27 protein-coding genes and 1 pseudogene are annotated in these 25863 nt (G+C 71.5%); 7 read left to right on the plus strand and 21 right to left on the minus strand.

Features of this window, described 5'->3' with window-relative positions; translation table 11 throughout:
• Positions 1-47 precede the first annotated feature (47 nt).
• Genes A3Q37_RS08580 through A3Q37_RS08590 form a run of 3 tightly spaced genes read right to left on the minus strand, consistent with a single transcriptional unit; the run spans position 48 to position 2300 of the window.
• Entirely contained in the window at positions 48-377 is a 330-nt protein-coding gene (locus tag A3Q37_RS08580) for an antibiotic biosynthesis monooxygenase (protein WP_030590653.1), read from the minus strand.
• A 38-nt stretch (positions 378-415) separates the two neighbouring features.
• On the minus strand, positions 416-1537 hold the full coding sequence (locus tag A3Q37_RS08585; protein ID WP_218064548.1) for a HAMP domain-containing sensor histidine kinase: 1122 nt from the start codon (positions 1535-1537) through the stop codon (positions 416-418).
• Positions 1538-1592: 55 nt separating this feature from the next.
• Positions 1593-2300 (minus strand): response regulator transcription factor, encoded by a 708-nt coding sequence (locus tag A3Q37_RS08590; protein ID WP_065480143.1) that lies wholly within the window; start codon positions 2298-2300, stop codon positions 1593-1595.
• Positions 2301-2387: 87 nt separating this feature from the next.
• On the opposite strand from A3Q37_RS08590, the gene A3Q37_RS08595 reads away from it, so the two are divergent.
• Entirely contained in the window at positions 2388-3461 is a 1074-nt protein-coding gene (locus tag A3Q37_RS08595) for an endonuclease/exonuclease/phosphatase family protein (RefSeq protein ID WP_079137707.1), read from the plus strand.
• A 148-nt stretch (positions 3462-3609) separates the two neighbouring features.
• Here the strand turns inward: A3Q37_RS08595 and A3Q37_RS08600 are convergent, their stop codons facing one another.
• Together A3Q37_RS08600 and A3Q37_RS08605 are read right to left on the minus strand one after the other, a co-directional pair.
• Positions 3610-4440 (minus strand): aldo/keto reductase, encoded by an 831-nt coding sequence (locus A3Q37_RS08600; protein WP_065480146.1) that lies wholly within the window; start codon positions 4438-4440, stop codon positions 3610-3612.
• Positions 4441-4643: 203 nt separating this feature from the next.
• Entirely contained in the window at positions 4644-5552 is a 909-nt protein-coding gene (locus A3Q37_RS08605) for an NAD-dependent protein deacetylase (protein WP_176711378.1), read from the minus strand.
• 241 nt (positions 5553-5793) lie between these two features.
• Between A3Q37_RS08605 and A3Q37_RS08610 the strand changes: the two genes are divergently transcribed.
• Positions 5794-6372, plus strand: coding sequence for a snapalysin family zinc-dependent metalloprotease (locus tag A3Q37_RS08610; RefSeq protein WP_065480153.1), 579 nt, complete (start codon positions 5794-5796; stop codon positions 6370-6372).
• Between the two features lie 79 nt (positions 6373-6451).
• On the opposite strand, the gene A3Q37_RS08615 is transcribed toward A3Q37_RS08610, so the two are convergent.
• Positions 6452-7636: a GDSL-type esterase/lipase family protein gene (locus A3Q37_RS08615; protein WP_065480156.1), complete on the minus strand. Its 1185-nt coding sequence runs from the start codon at positions 7634-7636 to the stop codon at positions 6452-6454.
• 50 nt (positions 7637-7686) lie between these two features.
• Entirely contained in the window at positions 7687-8259 is a 573-nt protein-coding gene (locus tag A3Q37_RS08620; RefSeq protein WP_065480159.1) for a TetR/AcrR family transcriptional regulator, read from the minus strand.
• Between the two features lie 82 nt (positions 8260-8341).
• On the opposite strand from A3Q37_RS08620, the gene A3Q37_RS08625 reads away from it, so the two are divergent.
• Positions 8342-8833 (plus strand): FBP domain-containing protein, encoded by a 492-nt coding sequence (locus A3Q37_RS08625; protein WP_065480162.1) that lies wholly within the window; start codon positions 8342-8344, stop codon positions 8831-8833.
• Here A3Q37_RS08625 and A3Q37_RS08630 read toward each other — a convergent pair.
• The 5 genes and pseudogenes from A3Q37_RS08630 to A3Q37_RS37715 form a co-directional block, all read right to left on the minus strand.
• Positions 8823-9311, minus strand: a complete 489-nt coding sequence (locus A3Q37_RS08630; protein WP_065480166.1) for a flavodoxin family protein — start codon at positions 9309-9311, stop codon at positions 8823-8825. The genes A3Q37_RS08625 and A3Q37_RS08630 overlap by 11 nt on opposite strands.
• Before the next feature lie 199 nt (positions 9312-9510).
• Positions 9511-10857, minus strand: coding sequence for a hypothetical protein (locus tag A3Q37_RS08635; protein WP_065480176.1), 1347 nt, complete (start codon positions 10855-10857; stop codon positions 9511-9513).
• A gap of 133 nt (positions 10858-10990) precedes the next feature.
• Complete coding sequence (locus A3Q37_RS08640; protein WP_065480178.1) at positions 10991-11647, minus strand: DedA family protein; 657 nt, start codon at positions 11645-11647, stop codon at positions 10991-10993.
• A 230-nt stretch (positions 11648-11877) separates the two neighbouring features.
• On the minus strand, positions 11878-12240 hold the full coding sequence (locus A3Q37_RS08645) for a hypothetical protein (protein WP_065480185.1): 363 nt from the start codon (positions 12238-12240) through the stop codon (positions 11878-11880).
• A 173-nt stretch (positions 12241-12413) separates the two neighbouring features.
• Positions 12414-12506: pseudogene (locus tag A3Q37_RS37715) on the minus strand (alpha/beta hydrolase); the annotation flags it as partial.
• 405 nt (positions 12507-12911) lie between these two features.
• On the opposite strand from A3Q37_RS37715, the gene A3Q37_RS37720 reads away from it, so the two are divergent.
• Together A3Q37_RS37720 and A3Q37_RS08650 are read left to right on the plus strand one after the other, a co-directional pair.
• The gene (locus tag A3Q37_RS37720; RefSeq protein ID WP_369691446.1) at positions 12912-13400 is read left to right on the plus strand and encodes a class I SAM-dependent methyltransferase; all 489 of its coding nucleotides are present in this window, start codon (positions 12912-12914) and stop codon (positions 13398-13400) included.
• Positions 13401-13503: 103 nt separating this feature from the next.
• Positions 13504-14130, plus strand: a complete 627-nt coding sequence (locus A3Q37_RS08650; RefSeq protein ID WP_065480189.1) for a bifunctional 2-polyprenyl-6-hydroxyphenol methylase/3-demethylubiquinol 3-O-methyltransferase UbiG — start codon at positions 13504-13506, stop codon at positions 14128-14130.
• Positions 14131-14134: 4 nt separating this feature from the next.
• Here the strand turns inward: A3Q37_RS08650 and A3Q37_RS08655 are convergent, their stop codons facing one another.
• The 9 genes from A3Q37_RS08655 to A3Q37_RS08695 all read right to left on the minus strand — a co-directional run bounded on the left by A3Q37_RS08655 (position 14135) and on the right by A3Q37_RS08695 (position 24360).
• Positions 14135-14686: a GNAT family N-acetyltransferase gene (locus tag A3Q37_RS08655; protein WP_065480193.1), complete on the minus strand. Its 552-nt coding sequence runs from the start codon at positions 14684-14686 to the stop codon at positions 14135-14137.
• A gap of 55 nt (positions 14687-14741) precedes the next feature.
• A complete protein-coding gene (locus tag A3Q37_RS08660; protein ID WP_065480199.1) occupies positions 14742-15683 on the minus strand; it encodes a sigma-70 family RNA polymerase sigma factor in 942 nt (313 codons plus the stop codon).
• A 38-nt stretch (positions 15684-15721) separates the two neighbouring features.
• Positions 15722-16912 carry an NAD(P)/FAD-dependent oxidoreductase gene (locus A3Q37_RS08665; RefSeq protein ID WP_065480283.1) on the minus strand — a complete coding sequence of 397 codons (1191 nt, stop codon included), beginning with the start codon at positions 16910-16912 and terminating at the stop codon, positions 15722-15724.
• An 88-nt stretch (positions 16913-17000) separates the two neighbouring features.
• Positions 17001-18206 (minus strand): hypothetical protein, encoded by a 1206-nt coding sequence (locus A3Q37_RS08670; protein WP_065480201.1) that lies wholly within the window; start codon positions 18204-18206, stop codon positions 17001-17003.
• A gap of 58 nt (positions 18207-18264) precedes the next feature.
• Positions 18265-19521 (minus strand): sugar ABC transporter permease, encoded by a 1257-nt coding sequence (locus A3Q37_RS08675; RefSeq protein WP_065480204.1) that lies wholly within the window; start codon positions 19519-19521, stop codon positions 18265-18267.
• Positions 19518-20480 (minus strand): ATP-binding cassette domain-containing protein, encoded by a 963-nt coding sequence (locus tag A3Q37_RS08680; protein WP_065480207.1) that lies wholly within the window; start codon positions 20478-20480, stop codon positions 19518-19520. The genes A3Q37_RS08675 and A3Q37_RS08680 overlap by 4 nt, the downstream gene beginning before the upstream one ends.
• An 84-nt stretch (positions 20481-20564) precedes the next feature.
• Positions 20565-21599 (minus strand): substrate-binding domain-containing protein, encoded by a 1035-nt coding sequence (locus A3Q37_RS08685; RefSeq protein ID WP_065480289.1) that lies wholly within the window; start codon positions 21597-21599, stop codon positions 20565-20567.
• Positions 21600-21752: 153 nt separating this feature from the next.
• Positions 21753-23234, minus strand: a complete 1482-nt coding sequence (locus tag A3Q37_RS08690; protein ID WP_065480209.1) for an FGGY-family carbohydrate kinase — start codon at positions 23232-23234, stop codon at positions 21753-21755.
• Positions 23235-23304: 70 nt separating this feature from the next.
• Entirely contained in the window at positions 23305-24360 is a 1056-nt protein-coding gene (locus tag A3Q37_RS08695; RefSeq protein ID WP_065480212.1) for a 2-hydroxyacid dehydrogenase, read from the minus strand.
• A gap of 248 nt (positions 24361-24608) precedes the next feature.
• Here A3Q37_RS08695 and A3Q37_RS08700 point away from each other — a divergent pair, with 248 nt between their 5' ends.
• Positions 24609-25259: a histidine phosphatase family protein gene (locus A3Q37_RS08700; RefSeq protein WP_065480215.1), complete on the plus strand. Its 651-nt coding sequence runs from the start codon at positions 24609-24611 to the stop codon at positions 25257-25259.
• A 5-nt stretch (positions 25260-25264) separates the two neighbouring features.
• Positions 25265-25863 (plus strand): DeoR/GlpR family DNA-binding transcription regulator (locus A3Q37_RS08705; protein WP_065480218.1); only part of this gene is annotated, 599 nt, incomplete at its 3' end.

The following is a 25863-nucleotide window of genomic DNA, read 5'->3' on the forward strand; positions in this document are numbered from 1 at the left end:
CCGGTGGTGGGCCGGCCGGCCAGGGGCACACATTGCTGCGCTCTCGCCTACGCGCCGGTCGGCGCCGCCTGCTGCACGACCTCGAACGACCACACCGTGGACCCGCTCGCCGCCGGCTTGGGACGCTCGCCGCCGGAGGCGTCGCCGCCCTGGTGGGCCGCCTTCATCGGACCCTCCATCCACGCCTGGAAGGAGGCCTCGTCACGCCAGCGCGTGTAGACGAGGTAGTCGTCCGTGCCCTCGACGGGGCGGAGCAGCTCGAACCATTCGAAGCCGTCGGAGCTCTCCACGGCATGGGCGCGGGACGCGAAGCGCTTCTCCAGCGTCTCGCGTTGTTCCTGGGGGACGGTCAGCACATTGATCTTGACTACGCTCATGGCTCCATCCTGCCGTACGAGGTCTGCACCCCGTCGCTTCAGGGGGAGGGAAGCGTCCGCGCCGGTCTCCCGTCCCCGCTCCCGGGGGCCGGGGGAAGCTCCACGGTGACGCGCAGCCCGCCCCCGGCGCGCGGGGCGAGGTTGAGTGTCCCGTCGTGTGCGCGGGCGATGGTCTCGACGATGGCGAGTCCGAGGCCGACCCCCGCGTCGTGCGTGCGCAGGCGCTCGGCGCCCCGCTGGAACGGTTCGGTGAGCGTCGAGACCAGCTGCGGGGTGAGCGGCACACCGGTGTTCTCGACCGACAGCACCACGGTCCCGGCGCGAACGCTCGTCGTGACCTGGACGGTTCCCCCTTCCGGCAGGTTGTGCACGATGGCGTTGTGCACCAGGTTCGTCGTCAGCTGCAACAGCAGCGTCGGCGATCCGGACGTGACGGCGATATCGCCCCGTGTCTCAAGGGTGACGCCGCGCTCTTCCGCGAGAGGGAGCAGGGTCTCGGCGGCCTCTTCCGCCAGCAGCGACAGATCGACCGGTTCCCGGGTGAAGGAACGCCGGTCCGCCCGGCTGAGGAGGAGCAGCGCCTCGGTGAGGTCGATCGCCCGGCTGTTGACGGAATGCAGACGGTCGATGATCTCGCCGGTGTCGCGGTCCGGATCGGCACGGGCCACCTCCAGCAGTGTCCGGGAGACCGCGAGCGGCGTGCGCAGCTCGTGGGAGGCGTTGGCCGCGAAGCGCTTCTGCTCGGCGACGTGCGCCTCCAGCCGGGCGAGCATCGTGTCGAAGGCGTCGGCGAGTTCCCGGAACTCGTCCTTGCGGCCGGGCAGCCGGATCCGGTGGGAGAGCGATCCGCGCGTGGCCGTGCGGGTGGCCTCCGTGATCCGGTTCAGCGGGGCGAGCATCCGGCCGGCCAGGAACCATCCGCCCAGGAGCCCGAAGACGAGAAGGATCGCCAGCACGGTGCCCGCCGCCGGGGCGAAGGTGTACGCGAGGAGCTGACGGTTGGGGTTCTCGTACAGCATGCGCTGGTCCCAGTCATCGGGAACGTACGCCAGGAGGTACACCCACACCGCCGTGAGCAGCAGGATCCCCGCGACCATGAGGAACCCGGCGTAGCTGAGGGTGAGCTTGAGGCGGACACTCAGCCCGGGCCGCCTGACCAAGGCTCCCTCCTCCGCCACCACAGTCCCTTCGGCACCGGCCGAAGTCCGCTCGCTCCTAGCCACGGTTCTCCCCGTTCTCGCCGTCTCCCTGTCCGGCGTCGGCAGCCGGTTCGATGCGGTAGCCGACGCCGGGCACGGTCGCGATGATCCCGGGTTCGCCGAGGCGTTTACGCAGAGCCGATACGGTGATGCGTACGGCGTTGGTGAACGGATCGGCGTTCTCGTCCCAGGCGCGTTCGAGAAGTTCCTCGGCGCTGACGACACCGCCCTCCGCGCCGATCAGGACTTCCAGCACGGCGAACTGTTTCCGGGTCAGCGCGACGTACCGCCCGTCCCGGTAGACCTCGCGGCGGAACGGGTCGAGCCGCAGCCCCGCGATCTCCCGCACGGGCGGTCTGCTGTGGGCGCGCCGGCGGTCGAGCGCCCGGAGCCGGAGGGCGAGTTCCCGCAGCTCGAAGGGTTTCGTGAGGTAGTCGTCGGCGCCCAGCTCGAACCCGGACGCCTTGTCGTCGAGCCGGTCGGCGGCGGTGAGCATGAGGATCGGAGCGCCGCTGCCGGAGGCGACGATGCGCCGGGCGATCTCGTCACCGGAAGGACCGGGCACATCACGGTCGAGGACCGCGATGTCGTAGGTGTTGAGGCTCAGCAGTTCCAGTGCGGTGTCGCCGTCGCCCGCGATGTCGGCCGCGATCGCTTCGAGACGCAGACCGTCGCGGATGGCTTCTGCCAGATAGGGCTCGTCCTCGACGATCAGCACACGCATGTCCCCGATGGTAGGAGTCGCCGCATATCGTCGGCGTATCGAAAACCGCATACGCGCCGGCAACGCCGCGCGGCCTTGACTGGCAGCATGACTCGCCCCCCGCCGTCGGCGCGTACGTCGACCCTCAGGTTCCGCAGGCCCCTCGTCGTCGGCCTGGCGGCCACCCCGGGAACATCCGGACCGTCCGGACCGTCCGGCATCTGGCGCCGCGGCCGCCTGCTCGCGGCGGCCGCACTGCTCCTAGGCCTGATCCTGCTGTTCCACGCGAGCATTCCGAACCGGATCGGGAACCTCGGCAGCCTGGTCGAGACCTTCCTGCCGTGGTGCGGCCTGTTCGTCCCGCTGCTGCTGGCCGGGGCGCTGCTGCGCCGCTCCGCCACCGCGGTGATCGCCCTGCTCCTGCCGGTCGTGGCCTGGCTGAACCTCTTCGGCGGACTGCTCACCGACAAGTCCGGCCCGGGCGGCGACCTCACGGTGGCCTCCCACAACGTCGGTGCGGACAACCCCGACCCGGTCGGCACCGCCCGCGCCCTGGCCCGCTCCGGCGCGGATGTGCTGGCACTGGAGGAACTGGCCGCGCAGGCCCGGGGGACGTACGAGAAGGAGCTGGCGACGGCGTACCCGCACCACACGGTGCAGGGCACGGTCGGGCTGTGGAGCAGGTTCCCGCTGTCCGACACCCGGCCGGTCGACGTCAAGATGGACGCCGGACCGCTGGGGGACGCCAAGCCCGCCGAGGTCAAGATGGTCTACAACCGGGGGATGCGGACTACGGTGGCCACGGACCAGGGGCCGCTCGCGGTGTACGTGGCCCACCTCGGGTCCGTACGCGTGAACCCCAGGGCCGGGCTCTCGGCGGGCCAGCGGGACGCCGGCGCGCAGTCGCTGGGAGAGGCCGTCGCCGCCGAGGAGAACGAGCGGGTCGTGCTGCTCGGCGATCTGAACGGCAGCATGGACGACCGCGCGTACGCCGGGATCACCTCACGTATGGAATCGGCCCAGGAGGAGGCCGGAGCGGGCTTCGGCTTCAGCTGGCCGGCCACGTTCCCCGTGGTACGGATCGACCAGATCCTCGTGCGCGGCGTACAACCGGAGAGCGCCTGGGTGCTGCCCGCCACCGGCAGCGACCACCGGCCCGTGGCGGCCCGCATCAGCTGGTGAACGCCGAGAAGAACTCCGGACAGGGCCCTGGGCGTCCTGCGGCCATCAGCTCGCTCGCCGAGGACCTGCGGAAGTTCGCGCGTAAAGGAGCATGGCGCGCGTACGCGGTACGGATCACCGCGTACGCACGCCGTACCGCTGGCCCGGATCAGCCGTTGAACGTGTCCGGGTCCGGCCCGGTGCGCTCGTCACGGTTGAGGGCGGAGATCTCGCCGATGTCCCCTTCGGTGAGCTCGAAGTCGAAGAGCGCGAAGTTGTCCTGGATGCGCTTCAGTGTCACGGACTTGGGGAACACGATGTCCCCGCGCTGCACGTGCCAGCGCAGCACCACCTGCGCGGGGGTCCTGCCCACCCGCTCGGCGATGCGCGTGATCGTCGGGTCGGAGAGCACCTTGCCCTGGGCGATGGGCGACCACGCCTCCGTCGCGATGCCGTGCTCCGCCCCGAAGGCCCGCAGGGGCTCCTGGGTGAGATACGGGTGCACCTCGATCTGGTTGACGGCGGGCACCACCGTGCTGCTCTCCAGCAGCCGGCGCAGATGGTTCTCCTGGAAGTTGGAGACCCCGATCGCCTTGACGCGCCCGGACCGGTAGATCTCCTCCAGGGTCTTCCACGTCTCCACGAAGCTGCCCGCACCACCCGGCAGGGGCCAGTGGATGAGGAAGAGGTCCAGATAGTCGAAGCCCAGCTCCTCCAGGGAACGGTCGAACGCCCGGACCGCCTCGTCGGGCGCGTGCGCGCCGTTGTTCAGCTTGCTCGTGACGAAGACGTCGGCACGGTCGAGCCCGGACTCCCGGACCGCCTGGCCGACCTCCTTCTCGTTTCCGTACATCTGCGCCGTGTCGATGTGCCGGTATCCGGTCTCCAGAGCGGCGACCGTGGTCTCGCAGGTCTCGTCCGGCGGGATCTGGAAGGTCCCGAAGCCGAGCTGGGGGATCGTCACACCGTTGTTGAGGGTGATGGACGGTACTGAAGGCACGGTTGCTCCTCGCTGTGTCGACGGCCTCGGAAGGCGGTGTGAGGGATGGACGGATGGAATGAGCGGCGGCAGCCGCCTCTCCGTGGGGTACCCGACGGCCCGAGCGGAAAACCGCCCATAAGCATCTATATCGGTAATATTCCGCGTGCGCAGAGTGGTGGAGGGCTGTGCGCAGAGTCATGGAGGGAGGTGCGCCTCGCCCGCTACGCGGGCTCTGCCGTCGCTTCGTCGTGTACGGGAACGCCCAGCCGGCCCGCCGCGGCGGTGAGGGCCGATCCCAGCGGGAGGGCGATACGGGTCACGGCGTGCCGGTCGCCCCGGGTCGCATCCCGGTTGACGATCAGCACCGGCGTACCGGCCCCGGCGGCCTGGCGGACGAAGCGGAGCCCCGACATCACGGTCAGCGAGGAGCCCAGAACCAGCAGGGTGCGCGCCTCGCGGACCAGCGCACGGCAGTGCTCGACCCGCTGCGGGGGCACGGCCTCGCCGAAGAACACCACGTCCGGCTTGAGAATGCCCCCGCAGACGGCACAGGGCACCACACGGAAGTCCCCGACCTGCTCGTCCGTGAGGTCCGCGTCGCCGTCCGGGTTCATCGAGGACGCCACCGGCGCGAAGCCCTCGTTGGCCGCCTCCAGCCGGTGCGCGAGCTCGCGGCGCGGGCTGAAGGCGCCGCAGGAGAGGCAGACGACCCGGTCCAGACGCCCGTGCAGATCCACCACGCCCTCGCTGCCCGCGGCCTGGTGCAGCCCGTCGACGTTCTGGGTGATCACCCCGGAGAGCAGACCCTGCCGCCCGAACGCGGCCACGGCCCGGTGCCCGGCATTCGGCCGCGCGCGGCCGAACGTACGCCAGCCGAGATGGCTGCGCGCCCAGTAGCGGCGACGGGCCCCGGCGTCGGCCGTGAAGTCCTGGTACGTCATGGGGGTGTGGCGGCTCAGGCTCCCGCCCTCGCCCCGGTAGTCCGGGATGCCCGACTCCGTGGAGATGCCCGCCCCGCTCAGGATCAGGACACCACCACCGCGCAGCGCCTCGGCGACCGGCTCCAGATCCGTCGTGCCCGGCGGCGGCTCCTCGGCGGAGGTCCAGCTCAGGGTCGGTCGCATGCGCATGCCCTCCAGGGTACGGAACGGGCCCCCGGCGTCGTCGGTGTCGCGCCCCCACCGGCAGGGTCGGTTTCCGGCCTCATTTCGTGACGGGAGCATGACCAAGGAGCGTTCGCGGCATAGGTCCTGCGGCCCGGGAGGAACGGCAACCGGCCATCGAGGCCGTTCGGTTCCCCGCGAACCGGCCGTTCTCCCACTCGCCCGGCTCCACGCGGAGCCGAGCCCCCCATGAGTGAAGGGACGAACAATGCTGGATCCCCGATGGTTCAAGGCGGCCGGTGTCGCCGTGGCGCTCACCCTGGCCTCGGCCACGGCGGCGCACGCCGCTCCCGCACCGGACCCGGCCGCCGAAAGCACGGCGGCCGTGGTGACGCTCCGGTACGACGACAGCCGGGCCGGCGGCTGGGAGGCGGCGATCGCCGCAGGGGTCGCCTCCTGGAACGCGAACGTCGGCAACGTCAAGCTCGTCGAGGCCGCCCCCGGCACACGGGCCGAGATACAGATCGTGGCCACCAGCGGCTGGCCGCAGGCCACGCTCGGCCCGGTCCGCCCCGGCGGCCAGGCCCGGGTGGAGCTGGGCAGCCAGGCGGTCGCCGAGGGCCACGACAAGACCCGCATCGCCGCCCATGAACTCGGCCACAGCCTGGGCCTGCCGGACACCAAGCCCGGCCCCTGCTCCCAGCTGATGTCGGGCTCCAGCGCCGGTACGAGCTGCACGAACGCGGTTCCGGACGCGGCCGAGCGGTCCCGCGTGGAGTCCGCCTACGCGGGCGGCCTCGCCACCCGCACCCCGGCCGACGGCCGCATCCTGGTGGACGCCCCGTAACAGGGCGTACGACGAAAGGCGGGGAGCCGGGCCCGTTCCGGACCGGCTCCCCGCCGACCGGCGAACGACGCGCTCGGAGTCACTGCTCCCGAGCGGCGAAAGGCCCACCGCGGCCGAAGGCGTGCCGGGCGAAGCGTTCGGCGATACGCCGATGGGTGGCGGGATCCGGGTGCAGATCATCCGGCAACGGCAGCTCGGCGTGATCGTCCGCGCCGTAGAGGTCCAGCCCGTCGAGATGGTGCAGATGGGGGTCGGTGGCCGCGCGCTGCGCGACGATCCGGGCCAGCTCGTCCCGGATGACGGTGAGCGTGAGCTTCCCCGCGGCGACCTCCGCCGGATCGCCGGTGGCTTTGAACCCCACCCGCCCCTCGCGCATCGCGCTGAAGTCCGGGGCGAGAGGCCCCGGGGTGTTCTCGTGGATCGGGCAGCAGATCGGCGAGACCACCAGCAGCGGCGCCGTCGGGTGCCCGTCGCGGAGGGTGTCGAGGAACCCGTGGACGGCCGGACCGAACGCGCGCAGCCGCATCAGGTCCGCGTTCACGATGTTGATGCCGACCTTGACGCTGAGCAGGTCGGCGGGGGTGTCGCGCATGGCGCGGGCGGTGAAGGGGTCGAGCAGGGCGCCGCCGCCGAACCCCATGTTGATCAGTTCGGCGCCGCCGGAGGCCGCGGCCAGGGCGGGCCAGGTGCCGGTCGGGGTGGCGGCGTTGGAGCCGTGGCTGATGGAACTGCCGTGGTGCAGCCAGACAGGTCGGCCGCTCGGCCTGGGGCCGAGCAGCGGAGCGTCGGTGCGCAGGGCGACCAGGCGCGTCGTCTCGTCGTGGGGCAGCCAGATCTCCACGTCCTTCTCGCCGTCCGGCAGACCGGTGAACCGGAGCGTCTCCGTCGGTCCCGGCTGGCTCTGGGCCGTCCCCGCGGACATGTCGATGGTGAGCGTGTCGCCGTCGGGGACACTTGCCCGGCCCGCGAGGCGGCCGTCCACGAGGAGTTCGTACACACCGTCGGGACGCGGCGGCGCACCGACGTAGACGCGCTTGGTGGCCACCACGTCCAGCTCGACGGCGGTGGCCCGGGTGCGGAACGCGAGCCGGACCCCGGAGGGCTGCGACTCGGCCATGGCCAGCTGACCGTCGGCGATCTGCCGCCGTGCCCGGGCGGGCAGCCGGTGCGGCAGCACCCCGCGCTCGGTCTGCTCCAGGTCGAGCGCGCCCCGCAGGATGTCGGCGCTGATGGGGGTCGTCGTCCAGTCGTGCCGGGTGGCCATGTTCTTGATCTCTTCGTTCGTCGCGAGGGGCGAGGGGCGGGGGATCCGGGTCAGGAAGAAGCGGGCCAGTTCCGCAGGAGGGAGTCGAGCGCGTCGAGGATCTGCGTCCAGCTCTCCTCGGAGGAGGGGGCACTGTGGCTGAAACCGCCCGCCATCTCCAGCTCCACATAGCCGTTGAAGACGCTGCCCAGCAGCCGTACCGCGTGCGTCTCCTGAAGCTCGGGCAGGTCGTAGCCGCGCAGAATCGCCCGCATCATCCGGGAGTGGCGCATGCCCGCGCTCGCAGCCGCCGCCTCCGCGTCGAGGCGGAACCGGGCAGCGGTGAAGCGGCCCGGGTGCTGGAACGCGTAGTCGCGGTAGGCGTCGGCGAAGGCGCCGAGCGCGTCCCGCCCCGCCCGCCCCGCGATGGCCGCCGACGCCTGGTCGGCGAGCTCTTCCAGGGCCAGCAGCGCGATCCTGGTCTTGAGGTCGTGGGCGTTCTTGACGTGCGAATACAGGCTCGCGGTCTTGATCCCCAGCTTCCGGGCCAGCTCCGAAGGGGTCACCCGCTCGAAGCCGATCTCGTCCGCCAGCTCGGCGCCCGCCCGCACCACGCGCTCCGCCGCCAGTCCCGCTCGTGCCATGCCGCCCTCCGAATGCTTCCCCGTGATTGCCTAAAGAAATATACATTTGCCTAATAGGCTTAGGCAACCTAGCGTGGATCTCATGAAACCCCTGACCGAGCGAGAGATCCGCGGCGCCTTCGTGAACTGCACCAAGGGCGAGGCCAAGCGCCTGTCCGTCCCCCGGGACCTGGCCGACCGGCCCTGGGACGACCTGGACTTCCTGGGCTGGCGCGACCCCCAGGCCCCCGACCGGGCCTACCTGGTGCTGGAGTCCGGCGGCGGCCACACAGGCATCCAGCTGCGCTCGACCGCCGCCGGCTCCTCGCAGACCCGCCGCAGCATGTGCTCGATGTGCGTGACCGTTCACACCGGGGGAGTCTCCCTGCTGGTGGCGCCCAAGCCGGGGAAGGCGGGCAAGCAGGGCGACTCGGTCGGCGCCTACATGTGCAGCGACCTCGCCTGCTCGCTCTACGTACGCGGGAAGAAGGACGCGGGCGTGGGCGGGCGGCTCCGTGAGTCCCTCACGCTGGAGCAGCAGATCGAACGGACCGTGGCGAATCTCGCCGCGTTCATCGCCAAGGTCACCGCCTGACCTGCCGGGCGTCTCGCAGCCGCTCGGCGAAGGCGCGGGCGGCGGACAGGTCATCGGCGTCCGGCCTCCGCTTGTTGAGACCGCCGACGACTTTGAAGGGCGCCCAGGTGTCGAGGGCCCGGCACGAGAAGGTTCCGGCCACATCGAACCCCTTCCCTTCGAGGAGGCGCACGAGGGGCCGGGTGAACGGCATCACCGGCGTTTCGGGGAGACCACTGCTGGCGAACACGAACGCGTGCGCGCCCTTCCCGCCCGTACGCGGCCCGGTGGGAAGGGCGCTCACGAAGGCGGTGAGGCGCGGGTGGAGCCTGCCGTAGAACACCCCGGAGCCGAACCCCACGAGATAGGCGGCGGCCAGTTCCCCCGGATCGGCCTCCTCGGGGCTGACGACTCTCGCCCCCAGCGGCTGAGCCATGGCGTCGGCGACGCGCAGGGTGTTGCCGTGCGACACGGACACGCACACGATGACGGCCTTCATGGCAGAAGTTCCTCTCTCCGGATCCCGCGGTGCTTCCGTAGTCAAGACAGCGCAGCCACGCGGGATCTGACACCGCGCCGGTGTTACGTGAGCCACACGCCCGGAGAAGTACGTGCGCGCCCCGGCCGGAGCCGGGGCGCGGACCACGGACCGGACCCGGCGGGGGGCGAGAAGCGCCCACCCCGCCGGGCCTCGGCCGCTACGCGGCGGGGGTCGGGTTGACCGTCACCCAGCCCGTGTTGTTGCCGGGCTTCGGGTCGTGCGGGAAGCCCGCACCCGTGATCACCGGACGCAGGGCTACCTGCCCCTTGGCGTCGGGCACGACGGTGTCGACACGGAGGTCGAAGCGGAAGGTGCGCACGGTGTTCTCCAGCACCCAGTACGGCATCTCGCACACGTAGCGCGGAGCGCCCAGCCGCCCCGGCCGGTAGCTGCCGCCGTCCAGCGTGCGGGCATCGCACGCGTCGGGCGCGCCGGTGACGGTGACACCCTCGGGAACCGTGAAGTCGACCAGGGCGACCGAGTCACCGGAACCGAGGTTGCCGAACCAGCCCGGACCCTTGTTACGGAAGGTGAGCGCGGCCTCCACGGTCTCGCCGACGGCACCGCTGACCCGGGAACCACGCACCGCGAAGTCGGCCGTGTTCACCGCGTCCACCGCGAGAATCCCGTAGTTGTTCTCCTCGTTGACGTCCGTGACCCCGCCCGCGGGCTGCACATCGACGTCGAGGCGCTCCCGGAACGCGTGGTCCGCCAGGGCGATCCGCAGCGGCTCCGGCAGGGTGAAGCTCTCACCGGGCTGGAGCACCCGGTCGAAGGCGCACTCGGCACGGGTCATCGGCGCGTACTTGCCGCCCGTCTGCGTGTACGTGCACGCCTCGTACCGCGAGTCGAAGCCGAGGCCGTACGACGCCATCATCCCGAGGGTGAAGCCCCGGGCGGGTTCCTGCCCCTCGTTGGTCACCGTGAGTGGCGCCGTGTGCACCGTCCCCGGGGTGGCGCCCTCGACCGGGTCGAGCCCGTCCAGGACCAGGTCGGGGCCGGAGGCGAGGGTGAACGTCGTGTCGAAGGAGTCCAGCGGAGCTTCCAGCGTCCCCTCCGGGCCGCCGGTCGCGGTCGCCGCGTACGTGATCCGGCCCTGCGCTCCCAGCTCGGCGCCGTCGGCGGCGTGGACCTCCAGCAGCACCTGCGGGCTGTAGTCCGAGCCGAGCGCGGGCACCTGGGCGACGGTGCACACGGCGGTCGCCCCGCTGGGCGCGCAGTTCCCGGGCCAGGTCACCTCGGCCACCCCCGCGAGCCCGGAGGCGTCGACGGTCAGACGGCCGTCCGTGACGGTGAAGTTGTCGTTGTCGTGATAGAGCCCGACCTCGACCGGGGTACCGGCCTCGGCGCCTATTTGCAGGCTCTTCTCGGGCGGCGCGGCGATCCACAGCTGGTCGGACTCCGTGGCCGACGCCGGTACCGACAGAGTGGCCAACAGGATTCCGGCAGTCGCGACGGCGCCGGCGCCGAAGCGTACGAACGGGTGGACGGAGACGGGTCTCATGGTTCTCCAGTTACTGGGCACGATGCACTCCCGCCGGGGCCTGGGATGCCCCGGCAGTCATGTGACGATCAAGGAACGGTCAAGGTTGTGCTGTGCCGTCGGCTCTTCTGAAAGTCGGACAATCGCCGAACGGTCATACGCGGTTCGTCTGCCGCTCGCCCCGTCGGGCACGGACCCTGCGAACGACCGCGACGAACAGCGCCGCGACGACCAGCACGAGCACCACCTTCGAGAGCACCCCGACGTAACGCTCCACCAGCTCCCACTGGTCACCCAGCAGATAACCGGCCATCACGAGGATGAAGTTCCATATGAAGCTGCCGAGAGCGGTGAAGAGGACGAAGGTCGGCATGTGCATCCGCTCTACGCCTGCCGGGACGCTGATCAGGCTGCGGAAAATGGGAATCATCCGGCCGAAGAAGATGGCCTTCATCCCGTGCTTGAGGAACCACCGCTCGGTCTTCTCCAGGTCGGACACCTTCACCAGGGGAAGCCGGTCCCACAGGGCGTACATGCGCTCCCGGCCGAAGAGGGCACCGATCCGGTAGAGCGCGACCGCGCCCACCACCGACCCCAGCGTCGTCCAGAAAAGGGCGGAGAACAGGCTGATCACTCCCTGCCCCGCGGCAAAGCCCGTCAGCGGCAGAATGATCTCGCTCGGCAGCGGAGGAAAGAGGTTCTCCAGGGCGATCGCCAGCCCGGCCCCGGGGCCGCCCAGAGTGTCGACGAGGCCGGTCGCCCACCCTGCGATGCCGCTCGTCGGTTCCGAGGCGAGGGGGAAGTGGTACATGTGCGTGTGCTCCAGGACTGAGTCAGAGGTTTCGGGTATCCCGCACGGCCCGCATCGCGGAGGAATTCCGCGGACTACGGGCTGGGAGGAAAGGGCTCAGGAATGCGAAAGGCGAAATCGGGAATGCGCATGCGCGGTGCGTGCGAAAAGGGGCGCGACGGCGCACAGGGGCGAGCGGACAGTCAGTGCTCGCAAAGACGAACGATCACCGGGTGATCGGACGGGCTCGCTCAGCAGCGAAGAATTCCGGCCTCGGCGGGGCTTCGCGATCCCGAAGGCGAAGCATGGTGCCGGGCGATGCCCGCCGAGCAGTCGTGCAGATCCGGCGCCGAGGACGGAGCGCCCGCCTGAACGGGCGACGAAGCCGTCGTGCTTCCCGCTTTGTGGCGCTTCTGGAGCGTGACGTCACCGTCCACGCCTTCCAGCGGAACATTCGGCCCCGACGGGTCGAACGCGGACACGGCATGGGCCGGGGATTGTGCGGCCGCGTCGACGGTCCCCAGGATCTGGGAGGGAGAGCCGAGGGCGAACACGGACATCATCAGGAGCACGGCGATACCGGCGCAGAGGGCCAGCATCTCCTTGCAGCGCATTCCTACGCCCCTTGTCCCGGTCGATTCGGCCCGTGGAACGAACTGCCAAAGCCGCTCGGCGAATTGCCGCCGCAAGGCTGCACTCTAACAGCCCGGACCGAAGGGAACCCGAAGCCCATTTCGCGTACGGCCCAGGAAGCCGCAGGCGGCGTCGGGGCCGAAGATCGGGTCGTTGTATCGGGACTGACCACGCTCTCGTCCGGAACGCCCGTGACGTACTGCCACGTGATGGCGTCGAGGGCGAGCGCGCTACGGACGGTCGGATCGGCGAGCGCGTCGAAGGTGTACGTGAACGCGTCGGCGAGCCCGGAACCCAGGTGGTCGGGCGCGATGTGCCGCCGCGGCGCATCGGCGAGCCTCCGCCGTGCGGACGACGGCCGGTGAAGCATGACCGCGGGCGGCCCGCCGAACCGGGCCCGCCCGTACCCCCTGTCACGTGGAGGCCCGGCCATGGAACAGCTTGACGACCCGCCGACCGCCTCTGCCGGCGGCCGAGGACCCCGACGGAACAAGGGCGCCCGGTTCGGCGTCGTACCGGTGACGGCGTGAACGCCTCTCCTCCCGGCGGCGCACCGGGCGAGGGCCGCTACGGCGAGACGTACTTCCGCCCCGACCGGGCGGGGGAGGCGGAGCGCATCGACTTCGGTGCGCCGGCCTACGACGACATCACCATGGCCCGGCTACGGGCGCTCGGCGCCGGACCCGGATGGCACTGCCTCGACATCGGAGCCGGAACGGGCACCGTATCCCGTCGGCTGCTGGGCGAGGCCGGGGTGGCGAGCGTGCTCGCCGTGGACCGCGACGTACGGTTCCTGGACGCACGCCCCGCCCCCGGCCTCCGGACGCTTCAAGCAGACGTCACCGCCCCCGACTTCGCCCCCCGGCACCTTTCAGCTCGTGCACGTGCGCTTCGTTCTGATGCATCTGCCCGAGCGGGACCGCCTGATCGGCACGTTCGCCGAACTCCTCGTGCCCGGCGGCGTACTGGTGCTCAGCGACGCGGTCGACCTGACGAGCGAGCGGACACCGACCACCCCGTACACCACGGCGATGCGAGTATCGACGACGCGGTCCGGTGCGTGGAGAGCGACGCGTGCGCCGCGCTGTCGGCCGGGATGCTCACGGCGTGGGGGCAGAAAACCCGAGGGCCCACGGGCTGACCGCACGGGCCGCTCCTGGACCGGCCGCCCGGACCCGGCTCCGTACGATCGGCTCGTTTATGCTCCCGCTGGGGGGAGGGCGAACCGGAAGGCATGCTGAAACATGACAGGGCAACGCGACCGTTGGGCGGAACTGACCGGTGGACAGGCGGGGGAGGAGTACGCGCGGCGATTCGCCCGGCTCGCCGCATCGGGCCATGACGTCCACGGTGAAGCCACCTTCTGCACCGCGTTGCTGAAGCCCGGGGCCCGGGTGCTCGACGCGGGCTGCGGCACCGGCCGCATCGCGATCCGGCTCGCCGAACTGGGCCACCACTGCACCGGCGTGGACGTCGACGCCTCGATGCTGGCCGTCGCCCGCCGCGAGGCGCCCGCCCAGGACTGGCTCCTCGGCGACCTGGCCCGGCTGGACACCCTCGGCCTGGATACCGACTTCGACCTGGTGCTCGCCGCCGGCAACGTCATCCCTCTGCTCGCCCCCGGCACCGGAGCGACCGTCGTCGGGCAACTGGCCGCCGTACTGCGCCCGGGCGGTCTCCTGGTCACGGGCATGGGACTGGACGCGGCCCACCTGCCGCTGGCGGAAGCGCCGGTGACCCTCGCCGAGTTCGACCAGTGGTGCACCCGGGCCGGACTGACCTTGCGGCAGCGGTACGCGACCTGGAGCGGCGACCCCTACAGCGACGGCGGCGGCTATGCGGTCAGCATGCACGCCCGCCCGGCCCCCTGACCCCTCACGGGTGGTGTGGCGCGATCGGGCGCCACGCGCCGAACCACTGCTCCGCGCCGAACTCCTCGAACCGCGCCACCTCGGTGAAACCCAGCTTCAGCGCGAGGCGCGCGGAGGGGACGTTGGCGACCTGGGTGCAGAGCGCCACCGGCTCACCGGGGCGCGCGGCGGCGAACCAGTCGAGCGCGGCGGCGCATGCCTCGGCGGCATACCCCGACCCCCATGCCTCCGGCAGGAACATGTAGCCGAGTTCGGTGCAGTCGCCGTCCGGACGGAGCCGGCCCGGACGCTCGGCGTCCCGCTGTTCCAGCGTGACCGTGCCGATCATCGCGCCGTCGAGCTCCACGACGAAGACTCCGGGCCGTCGCCCCGGCACTTCGGGGACTGCGCGTTCGAGCTCATCCCGCGGGTGGGGGCCACCGAGGTAGGCGTGCACCTCCGGCGAAGCGAACAGCTCGACGAACGCCGCACGGTCCCGGGCCTCGGACTCACGGAGTACGAGCCGGGCGGTTCTGATCGGGGCAGGCGGCCAGATGAACGATGAGAGTCCCGTCATGGCGGGGAATCTATCGCACACGTGTGCGCGGGTGAGGGTGGCCGCACGGCCCCGGTCACCAGGCGTCGATCACCGGAACACCGGGGTCGTGCCGCCGCCAGGCCTCGTCGAGGTGTCTCAGCCGGTGCGCGGCGGCGATGCCGTACAGCGCCGCGACCTTGCCGTCGCCGACGTCGAACGCCACGGCCCCCACGACCCGTTCGCCGACCACGGCGATCACGGCCGGAGAGCCGTTGACCCGCGCGACGTACATCGTCGCCGGGCCACCGGCCAGCCGACGCTTCGCCGGGGTCGGCTTGAACCCGGCCCGTACGAACGAGGCGACCCGCTCCGGCGTCCGGTACCGCAGCAGCCGCTTTGCCAGCCCCGCACCGTCCGAGACCGCCGTCACGTCGTCCGTGAGCAGCGCCACCAGCCGGTCCGTGCGCCCCGACGTGGCGGCGGCGAGGAACTCCTCGACCACCCGGCGCGCCGCCGCGGGGTCGGCCGCGCCACCGGAGCGACGGCGTTCGCCGGCGAGCCGGGTACGGGCCCGGTGGGCGTGCTGCTGGCTCGCCGCCTCCGTGATGTCGAGGATCGCGGCGATCTCGGCATGGCTGTACGCGAAGGCCTCCCGCAGGACATACACGGCCCGCTCGTTTGGCGAAAGGCGCTCGACGAGGGTCAGCACGGCCAGGGACACCGACTCCCGCTGCTCGAACGTGTCGGCGGGGCCGAGCATCGGATCCCCGTCGAGGAGCGGTTCGGGCAGCCACGCGCCGGCCGTACGCTCGTGACGCGCCTGCGCCGAACGGAGCCGGTCGAGGCAGACATGGGTGAGGACCTTGGTCAGCCACGCCTCCGGCACCTCGACCCGTTCGCGGTCGGCGGCCTGCCATCGCAGGAACGTGTCCTGCACGGCGTCCTCCGCGTCGGCCGCCGACCCGAGCAGCCGGTACGCGAGCGAGGCCAGCCTCCCCCGGCCGGCCTCGAACGTCTCGACCGCTGCGCTCTCCATGCGAAACACCCTAGGTGTGCTGTCCCGGGACGACGCACCTATGCGGCGACCCGCACAGCGGCCCGGTCGGACGCCCGGTCCAGCCGCCGCCTGCGCTTCGGCAGGCCGAAGGCCGGGTGGGCGATCCCCCACTCGGCCCCCTTGAGAATTCCCGACTTGAGGCGCGCGGCCTTCCGGCCGCCCAGGTGCCAGGACTTCGACCGGACGTCATCGCCGACCATCTGGAAGATGGCGTCCCGGCGGCCGAGGCTGATGTGGTTGCCGTAGTACTTCAGCCCGGTGGTCGGCACCTCGTCGCCCGTCAGACGCGCGATGATCGCGCCGGTCGCCTGCATGGTGGTGAACCCGGCCGAGGCGCAGGACATCGGCAGGGGCCGGCCGTTCTCCCCGATCGCGTAGGCGCAGTCGCCGGCGGCGTAGACGTCCGGGTGCGAGACCGAGCGCATGGACCGGTCGACGACGATCTGCCCGGTCGCGGCGACCTCCAGGCCGGCGGCGGCCGCGATCGGATGCACGGCGAACCCGGCCGACCACACGGTCACATCGGCCGGAAGGACCGTACCGTCGGCGGTGACCGCCCGGGCCGGCTCGACGGCCGCCACGGCGGTGTGCTCGTGCACGGTGACGCCGAGCCGGTCGAAGGCTGCCCGCAGATGGCGGCGGGCCTTGGGGGAGAGCCAGGCGCCCAGCTCACCACGGGCGGCGAGCGCGACCGAGAGACCGGGCCGCGACTCGGCCAGCTCGGTCGCGGTCTCGATGCCGGTCAGCCCCTCGCCGACGACCAGGACGGACCCGCCCTCCCCGAGGCCGTCCAGGCGCTCGCGCAGACGCAGCGCCGAGCCCAGACCGGTCACGTCGAAGGCGTACTCGGCCACGCCGGGGACACCGTGGTGGGCGGCGGAGCTGCCGAGCGCGTAGAGGAGGGTGTCGTAGGGCAGTTCCCCGGGCCCGTCCTCGCCGGTCACGGCGACCGTCCGGCGCTCGGGGTCGAGACCGGTCACGCGGGCCAGGCGCAGCCGCACCCCGGTGCCCGCGAACACGTCGGCGAGCTTCCGGCGCGCGATGTCCTGCCCTGCCGCCACCTGGTGGAGCCGCATCCGCTCGACGAAGTCGGGTGCGGCGTTGACGACGGTGACCTCGGTGTCGGCGGGGGAGAGCCGACGGGCCAGATTCCCGGCGGCGAAGGCCCCGGCGTACCCGGCGCCGAGTACGACGATGCGGTGCTTCATGGGCGTCATGACGGGCTCCTGTCTCGTTCGCGTACCCCTTGAACGGGACAGGAGCCCGATTGCTGACAGGACGCAGATGTGATCCAGGTCACTCGGTTGCGGTGGAGGTGGCGCGGGTGCCCCGGAACGGGTCCGGCACCGCCCCTGTCCAGCGGTGCAGCACCGCGCGGCCCGTCTGGAGCGTCGTCCCCCCGGAGTCGACCGTGCCGGCCTCGGCCACGTAATAGCGGCCGTCGTCCAGCGAGACCAGACCGTACTGGCCGCCCGACTCGTAGCCGTACACCCCGGACGGCTCGTGGTGCAGCCCGCGCGGGAGGAGCGAGACGATACGGCCGGACTCGGGGCGCGGCTGCCCCTTCACCTCGCCCCGGCGGGCGGGTTTCGAGCCGTCCAGCACATAGAGGGAGTAGTTGGGGAAGGCCGTCTTCTTGCCCTTGTACACGGCCATCAGCCAGTTGCCGCTGTCCGCGTCGTACTCCAGGTTCTGGACCCCGTAGGTGGTGTTGCCGGTGTAGGCGAAGAACTTGCCGGCGGGGGCGGCGGGGCCGCTGGTGTGCAGCGCGTCCTCGCTGAGCGGCCGCTCGTACTTCCGCCAGTCGCGTACGTCGTACTGGAGCAGCACCTGGTGGTCGTTGTCGGTGCGGGTGGTGTTGGAGTACACCCCGTACGCGACCGTGAGCCGCCCGCCGCCCCTGCCGTTCAGATCGGGACCGAAAGCGACGCCGTCGATCCCGCTGCACCCGTAGCGGTGGTCGGGGGTGTTGCCGGTGTCGCCGTCGAAGACCCCGTCGCCGTTCATGTCGGCGGTGTAGTCCCGCACGACCTCCCGGAGATGGACGGTGGAGAGCACATCGGTGGTCCGGGCGTCCATGTTCATCCGGGTGATCCGGGACCCGTCGAAGATCGCGACGTAGAAGGCCTGGGCCGCCTTGTACTCCAAGGAGCCGTAGACCCGGCCGTCCGCGCTGTTGAAGTCCAGATCGCCCAGATGCCCGGTGAGACCGGTGACCGAACCGATCGGTCTGCCCGCCAGGTCGGTCTTGACCAGCAGATTGGTGAAGGAGAAGTACATATGGCCCCGACGGCGGTCGATGGCCGTGCCCTGGAGATGCCCGGACGCCCAGGCCCCGCCGTCCACGGAAGCGGGCAGACCGACGGGGGCGGACGGGGACGGCGACGAGGTTGGGGACGGCGTACGGGTCTGGGCCGTGGCCCCGCCCGTCACCAGAAGGGCCGACGCGACGACGGTGGACAGGAACAGGGTGGCGACACGGGCGCGTGCTCGGCTTCGCATGGTTCCTCCGAGATCGTGATCCTGGGGTGTGCGGGCGTTGCCGGATACGAACGGTGTCTCAGGCCCTGCCGTGCGAGACCCGCGAACGCCGGGCAACCGCGTCCAGCGACACCGCCAGGAGCAATACCCCGCCGGTGACCATGAAGCGGTAGGCGGAGTCGAGATTCAGCAGAGTGAGTCCACTGGAGATCGACTGGATCACGAGTACGCCGAGCAGCGCGGCGAACGCGGTGCCCCGGCCGCCGAACAGGCTGGTGCCGCCGATGACGGCCGCGGCGATCGCGTTGAGATTGACGTCACCGCCGCCGCTGCTCTGATTGGCCGCGGCGAGGCGCGAGGCGGAGAGCATCCCGCCGACGCAGGCGAGCGTCGTGCACAGCACGAACGCGGTGGTCAGGACGGCCTTCACATTGACGCCCGCGCGCCGGGCGGCCTCCATGTTGCCGCCGACCGCGTACATCGACTTGCCGAACGAGGTGCGGGACAGGACGTAGTGCAGCACCAGCACCAGGCCCAGGAAGAACACGAACATCCAGCCCACCCCACGGTCCCGGTTGAGATACCAGACCGCGGCGCCGAGCCCGGCCAGCAGCGCCAGGCTCCGCGCGACGAGCAGACGCCGTGACGTGGCCGCGAGACCCGCCCGGCGGCGCTCCGCGGCGCGGGCGGCCCCGGTCGCGTACAGCACCGCCGCGCCCACCACGACCAGCGTGTATGCCAGCCAGGGCGGCAGGAACTGGAGCTGGGCGAAGGTCACGAGACCCGAGTCGAAGGGCAGGTTGATCGAGCCCTTGGGCCCGAGAATCCACAGCTGCACGCCGAGGAACCCGAGGAGACCGCCGAGCGTGATGACGAAGCTCGGCACCCCGATCCGGTTGTGGACCTGGGCGTAGAACCAGCCGATCAGAGCCGCGAGGGCCAGCGACGCGGTGACGGCGAGCCAGGCGGGCAGTCCCCGGTCCACGAAGAGGACCGCCAGGACGGCGGCGCTGAGTCCGCTGACCGAGCCGACCGACAGATCGATCTGGCCGACGAGGAGGACGCAGACGACACCCAGGGCGATGATGCCGACCGGCACGCTCTCCAGGGCGAGGTTGGTGAGGTTCGCGCTCGAAAGGAAGACGGGGTTGAGGATCTGCATGACGACCCAGATCACGACGAGCCCGGCGAGGACGGGCAGGAGGCCGAGGTCGCCGCCGCGCAGCCGGTCCGACACCACCCGCCGCCGACTCCGCGCCCAGCCGGACCAGGTGGCCTGCTTGCGGGGCCCGGAGTGGGCGAGTTCCGGGCTCGTGACAGCGGCCGGCTCGGTCATGATGCGTCCCCCTTGTGCGCCGCTTCCGCTCCACTGCCGGCTGCCCGTCCGCCCGCGTCCCGGCTGTCCGGACCGCCGTCAGGACCGTCCACGTCAGGACCGTCCGCGCCCGGGCTGTCCGCGCCCGGGCTGTCCGCGTCCCGTACGGCCCGGTCGTTGACGCCCCGCTCCCGCCCGGCGCGGCGGCTGACCACGTTGTCCGTCGCTCCGGTGATGGCGGCCACCAGGTCCGCCGCCGTCGCCTCGGCCGCGTCGAAGACGCCGTTGTTGCGGCCGAGCCGCAGGACGGCCACGGTGTCGGCGACGGCCCGCACATCGGCCATGTTGTGGCTGACCATGATGACGCCGAGGCCGCGCTCCCTCAGCCGCTCGATCAGGTTGAGCACCTCCGCCGTCTGCGCCACCCCCAGCGCGGCCGTCGGCTCGTCGAGGATGATCACCTTGGGGTCGCCCAGCAGGGTCCGCGCGATGGCCACCGTCTGCCGCTGGCCGCCGGACAGGGCCGCGACCGGGACACGTACCGAGGGGATCTTCGCCGACAGCTCCCCGAGAAGAGCGCGGGAGCGGACCTCCATGGCCACCTCGTCCAGCCGGAGCCCGCGCAACTCCCGTCCGAGGAAGAGGTTTTCGACGACGTTCAGGTTCTCGCACAGGGCGAGGTCCTGGAACACGGTCGCGATGCCGAGCCGCTGCGCGGTGGCGGGGGAGGGGATGGAAACCGTCCCGTGGTCGAAACCGACGGTTCCGGCGTCCGGCTGGTGCACCCCGGAGAGAACTTTCACCAGGGTGGACTTCCCCGCGCCGTTGTCGCCGACCAGGGCGACGACCTGACCCGCGAAGACGTCGAGGTCGACATCGGTGAGGGCCGCTACGGCGCCGAAGGACTTGCTGATCCCACGGAGCGAGAGCAGCGGGCCTCCTGACGGCTCGTGAGGGGAGGGCAAGGACTCAGCGGTCATGACCGGCCTTCCGAGGCAGGCGCGCAGACGGGCAGACAGGCAGACAGGCAGACAGAGAGAGGGGGGCGGGGAGGCGTCCGGCGACTACGTGATGCCCGCCTCGGCACAGGCGGCCGCGTACGTCCCCGTGCACACCTCGGGGGCCTTCAGCGGCTTCCCGTCGCCCACCAGAACCTCCGCGATGTTCTCGCGGGTGACCACGGTGGGGGTGAAGAGTTCCGAGGGGGTGTCGAAGAGGGTGGTGTCGCCCTTGGGCTTCTTCCCCTGGGCGAAGGAGAACGCGGCGACGGCCGCGGCTTCCGCGACGGTCTTGATGGGCTTGGAGATGGTGTTGTACTGATCGCCCTTGACGATCCGCTGGGCGGCGGCGAGTTCGGCGTCGTTCCCGGTCACCGGCGGCACGGTCACTCCGGCCGCCTTGAACGCGGCGATGGAACCGCCGCCCGTGCCGTCGTTGGCGGCCACCACTCCGGCGATCTTTCCCGGGAACTTGGCTATCTGGCCGCTGACCCAGCTCTGCGCCTTCCCCGGCTCCCAGGCCGGGGTGTCGTACTCGGCCAGAAGCTTGAACCCGCTGGAGTCGACCGCGCTGTGGATGCCCTTCTTGATCAGGCCCGCCGCCGCGTCGGTCGGCGATCCGTTGACCTGGAGGAGGCCGCCCTCGGCCGAGCTGGCCTTGAGATGGTCCACCAGCGACTGGCCGATCATGGCGCCGATCTTCTCGTTGTCGAAGGAGACGTAGTAGTCCGCCTTCACCGCCGGGATCGGCCGGTCGTACGCGATGACGGGGACCCCTCGCCCCTGTGCCGTACGGACGGTGCTGGCCGCGGCGGCGGAGTCGACCGGGTCGATCACGATGACGTCGGCGCCCTGCGCGAGAGCGGAGTCGGCCTGCTGCTGTTGCTTCGCGGCGTCACCGCCCGCGTTCTGGTAGAGCACCTCGCAACCGCCGCACAGATCCTTCACCTTGGCCTTGAAGAGCGGCGCGTCGTACAACTCGTAGCGGGTGGAGGCGATATCGGGCATCAGGAAGGCGATCTTCGCGTCCTCCGGCGACTTGCCCTTCGAGCTGTTGGGCGCCTTCGTCGAACAGGCGGCGGCGGAGACGATCACCGTCATCACCGACAGAGCCGCGGCAAACGATCTGACAGAGCGTTGCTTCACTGGAATCTCCCGGTCTTCAGGCGGAGAGCCTCCTTCGCGTCAAATTAACAGCGAGCATGTTATGAGTGTCAATGGTCATGTCATAAATAACAGAACGGGTGGGGGCGCTCAGGGGTGCCCGGAGTGCCCGGCCGGCCGTGCGTGAGCCCCCCACGCGGTTCGCGCCGTCGCCAGCTCCGCCCGGTACCGCGCGTATCCGTCCTCGTACAGCGCCCGTACGTCCTCGCGCGGATCGACCACCTGATGGCGTCCCGGCGGCGCCTCGTACCCCGGGGACAGCGAGGCCCTGGCGACGGACACCACGCCGAGCGCGCCGACCTGCTCCTCCAGCGGAATACGGACGGGCCGGCCGAGGACGTCGGCGATCAGCCGGGCCCACGTCAGCGACCGCGTGCCGCCGCCGCACAGGGCCAGGGTGCCGCTCAGCCCTGCCGTGTCCAGGCAGTGCCGGGCCGCGTAACCGATGGCCTCGCAGACGGCCCGGACGGCGTCCGCCCGGCCGGTCGCCAGACTGAGCCCGTCGAGTCTGCCCTGCGCCGACGGCTCGACGAACGGGGCCCGTTCACCCGCCTCGGACAGGAAGGGGAAGGCCCGGACACCCCGGGCGCCGGGCGGGCTGCCGTCGAGCAGGGCGTCCACATCGGCCGTGGTCGCGCCGACGAGGGCGAGCACCCACTCCAGCGCCGCCGTCCCCACCATGGCGGGCATGGCACGCAGCCACCGGTCCCGATCCGGCGTGCACAGCCACATGCCGGCGGGCTCGGCGAGCGGATCGAGATCGACCCGGTCGGTCAGCACCTGGCTCGCCAGGGTCGTGCCGAGGATGAGGACCCCGTCCCCCACCTCGCGCACCCCGCTGCCGATCGCGCAGGCCGGCAGATCGTACGGCCCCGCCACCACCGGCAGCCCCTCCGGCAGACCCAGCAGTCCGGCACCGCGACCGTCCAGCCCGAGCACCGTGCCGGGAGCGGCGGGAGACGGCAGCAGCCCCGCCCGCTCCTCTACACCGCACGCGGCCAGGGCCTCGGGCGTGTAGCGGCGGGTACGGGGGTCGAGGAACGGCAGCGTCGCGTCGGAGGCGTCCAGGCACACCCGGCCGGTGAGCCGCTGGGCGACCGCGTCGACGCAGTACCCCGCCACGGCGGCCCGGTCCAGCGAGTCGGGCTCGTGCTCCTGAAGCCAGTTCAGCAACGGGCCGTGGCACCCCGGGAACATCCCGGACCCGGTGTGCGCGTACGCCGTGCCGATCGTGCCGTCCGTCAGCCAACGGGTCACCAGATCCGCGGCCCGCGCGTCCATCCAGGAGATGGCGGGCCGCACCGGGCGGCCGGCGGAGTCTCGCAGCCACAACCCGTCCCCCTGCCCGGTGAGCGCCACGGCGTCCGGCAGCCGCCCGAGCTTCCCGGCGACCTCCCGTACGACATCGCCGACACCGGACACGACATCGTCGAGATCCTGCTCGACACGCCCGCCCGCCAGCATCTCCAGATGCGAGCGCCGACTCGCGGAGGCCAGTGCCCCGCCGCCCTCGTCGAACGCCACCGCCTTGGTGACCGACGTACCGATGTCCACGCCGATGATGGTCCTCAACCCTGCTACCTCCTGTGCGAGCCGATGGATTCCGGGGCGCCGACGGCGAAGACGGCTGTGAAGACGGCTGTCAGGACCGGCCGTCCATCAGGACGTCCCCGTTCGCGAGATGCCGCAACTTCTCCCCCCGCACGAAGCGGCCGACCTCGGCGGCGGTGATCGCTGCCGCACGGTGCGCCGTCTGCCGCGTCGCGCCCGCCAGATGAGGCGTGGTGATCACATTCGGTACGTCACGCAGGGCCCAGTCGGCGGGGATCGGCTCGACGTCGTACACATCGAGGGCGAGCGCCCCCAGAGCGCCGCTGCGCAGCAGCCCCGGCAGCGGCGCGTGGTCGAGCAGCCCGCCCCGGGCGGAGTTGACCAGAACCGCACCGGGCGGCAACAGCCCGAGGCGTCGGGCGTCGAGCAGATGGTGGGTCTCCTCGGTCAGCCGGGCGTGCAGGCTCACCACCGAACTCCGGGTCAGCAGCTCGTCCAGTTCGACGAGTTCGACACCGTCCGCAGCGACCGCCTCCGGATCGGCGTACGGGTCGGCCGCGAGCACATGCGCCCCGAAGGCACGCATCACCCGCGCCACGATGCGGCCGATGGCCCCGTAGCCCACGAGCCCGACCGTGGCCCCGCCCAGCTCGCCGCCGACCTCCTCGTACGCGTAGAGATCGCCCCGCCACACGCCCCGCTTCAGCTCCGCGTCGGCGGCGGCGACACGCCGCATCGCGGCGAGCATCAGCCCCACCGCGAACTCCGCGGCGGCAGGGGCGTTGCGGCCGGGCGCGAAACTGACCCGGACCCCGTGACGGGTGGCGGCGGCCAGGTCCACATTGACCGGCCCGCCCCGCGAGACGGCGACGAGCCGCAACGCGGGCGACGCCGCGAACACCCGCTCGGTGAACGGAGCCATCTGCGTCACACAGACGGACGCGCCGTCCAGCGCCGCCACGATCTCGTCTTCCGTACCGCTCGCCTCGCGGACCTCCGCGACCGGACCGAAGGGCTCATGGGGCCAGGGGAGAGTCAGCTCCGTGAACTCCGGGAGCTCCCCGCCCGTGCGGGACAGCTCCTGGCTCACCGCCTCGCGAATCAACGCGGGACGGACGAAGTGGTCGCCTGCGGCGAGGATGCGCATGACGTCGGATTCCTTCTGCGAGGAGAGCCGTTGGGGTGGATGCCGAGCAGGTCGAAGCCTTGATTCGCGCCCGGTCCGAGCCTGATCCGAACCGCGAAGGGCCGGTCCCGGTCTGTGGAATTTCTGTTAAATTTAACAGCGCCCGCGTGAACCGGCAATGCACCCGGCCGACACGCAACGGCAACCCCGTGCACTTCGCCGCGACTCGGCCCCGATCCAGAAGCCTCAACCCGGAAAGGGCGGTCCCCATGACCACTCGTCTCCTGCTCGTACGGCACGGCGAGACCGAGTGGCACGCGGAGAACCGGTACGCCGGCGTCACCGACATCTCCCTGACACCCCGAGGAGCGGCCCAGGCGACCGACCTCGGAGCCTGGGCCGGGCGCAGCGGCGTGGACGCGATCGCCTGCTCCCCGCTCAGCCGCGCCCGCCTGACGGCGAGCCCCGCGGCAGAGGCGCTGGGCCTGACGGTGGAGGTCCAGGAAGGGCTGCGGGAGGTGGACTTCGGCTGGGGCGAGGGCCGGACGATCCAGGAGATGGCCGACGAGGACCCCGAAGCCGTACGGCGGTTCCGCGAGGACGCCGACTCCGGAGCCTTCCCCGGCTCCGAACCCGTCGCCCGGGCAGCGGCACGGGCGACCGCGTCCCTGCGCGACCTCGCCGACCGCCACCCGGGGGGCAGGGTGCTCGTCGTCGCCCACAACACCCTGCTGCGCATCGCCCTGTGCGAACTCCTCGGACTGCCCCTCGGGCGCTACCGGCGCATCTTCCCCCGGCTGGACAACGGGGCCGTCACGGAGATCGAGATCCGCGGCACGGAGACGGCGCTGCGCTCGCTCAACGTCCCCACAGCACCGCCCCCCGCCCCCGCGCCCGGCCCGAGCCCTGCGGGAGACTGACCCCCATGACCAAGAGATCCGCCGAAGAGCGCCGACGGCTCATCGCCGACCACGTGGTGGAGCAGGGCACGGCCACGGGCGCCGCCCTCGCCCAGCTCACGGGCGTGAGCCTGATGACCGTCCACCGGGACCTCGACGACCTGGCGCGGCAAGGGGTGCTGCGACGCTTCCGCGGCGGCGCGTCCGCCCTGCCCTCCACCGTGTTCGAGTCGAGCCTCGACTACCGGCTCGGCGTCAACACGGCGGAGAAGAAGGCCGTCGCGCGGGCCGCCGCCGCGCTGGTGGAGCCCGGCATGTCGGTGATGCTCGACGACTCCACCACGGTGCTGGTCATGGCGGGCCTGCTGGTCGACCTCGCCCCGCTCACCGTGGTCACCAACGCCCGCCGGGTGCTCGACGTCTTCGCCGGATGCGAGGGCATCCGCCTGATCGCCCTGGGCGGCGAGTACTCACGTACCCACGACTCCTTCCTCGGCATGCCCTGCGTCGAGGCGGTGGAGGCGCTCTCCGTGGACCTCGTCGCGGTCTCCACATCGGCCGTCGACGCCAGGACGGCCTACCACCAGGAGCAGGACGTGGTGCTGGTGAAACGGGCGATGCTCAC

Origin of the sequence: Streptomyces sp. PTY087I2 (assembly GCF_001687325.1) — a bacterium.
Taxonomy (GTDB): domain Bacteria; phylum Actinomycetota; class Actinomycetes; order Streptomycetales; family Streptomycetaceae; genus Streptomyces.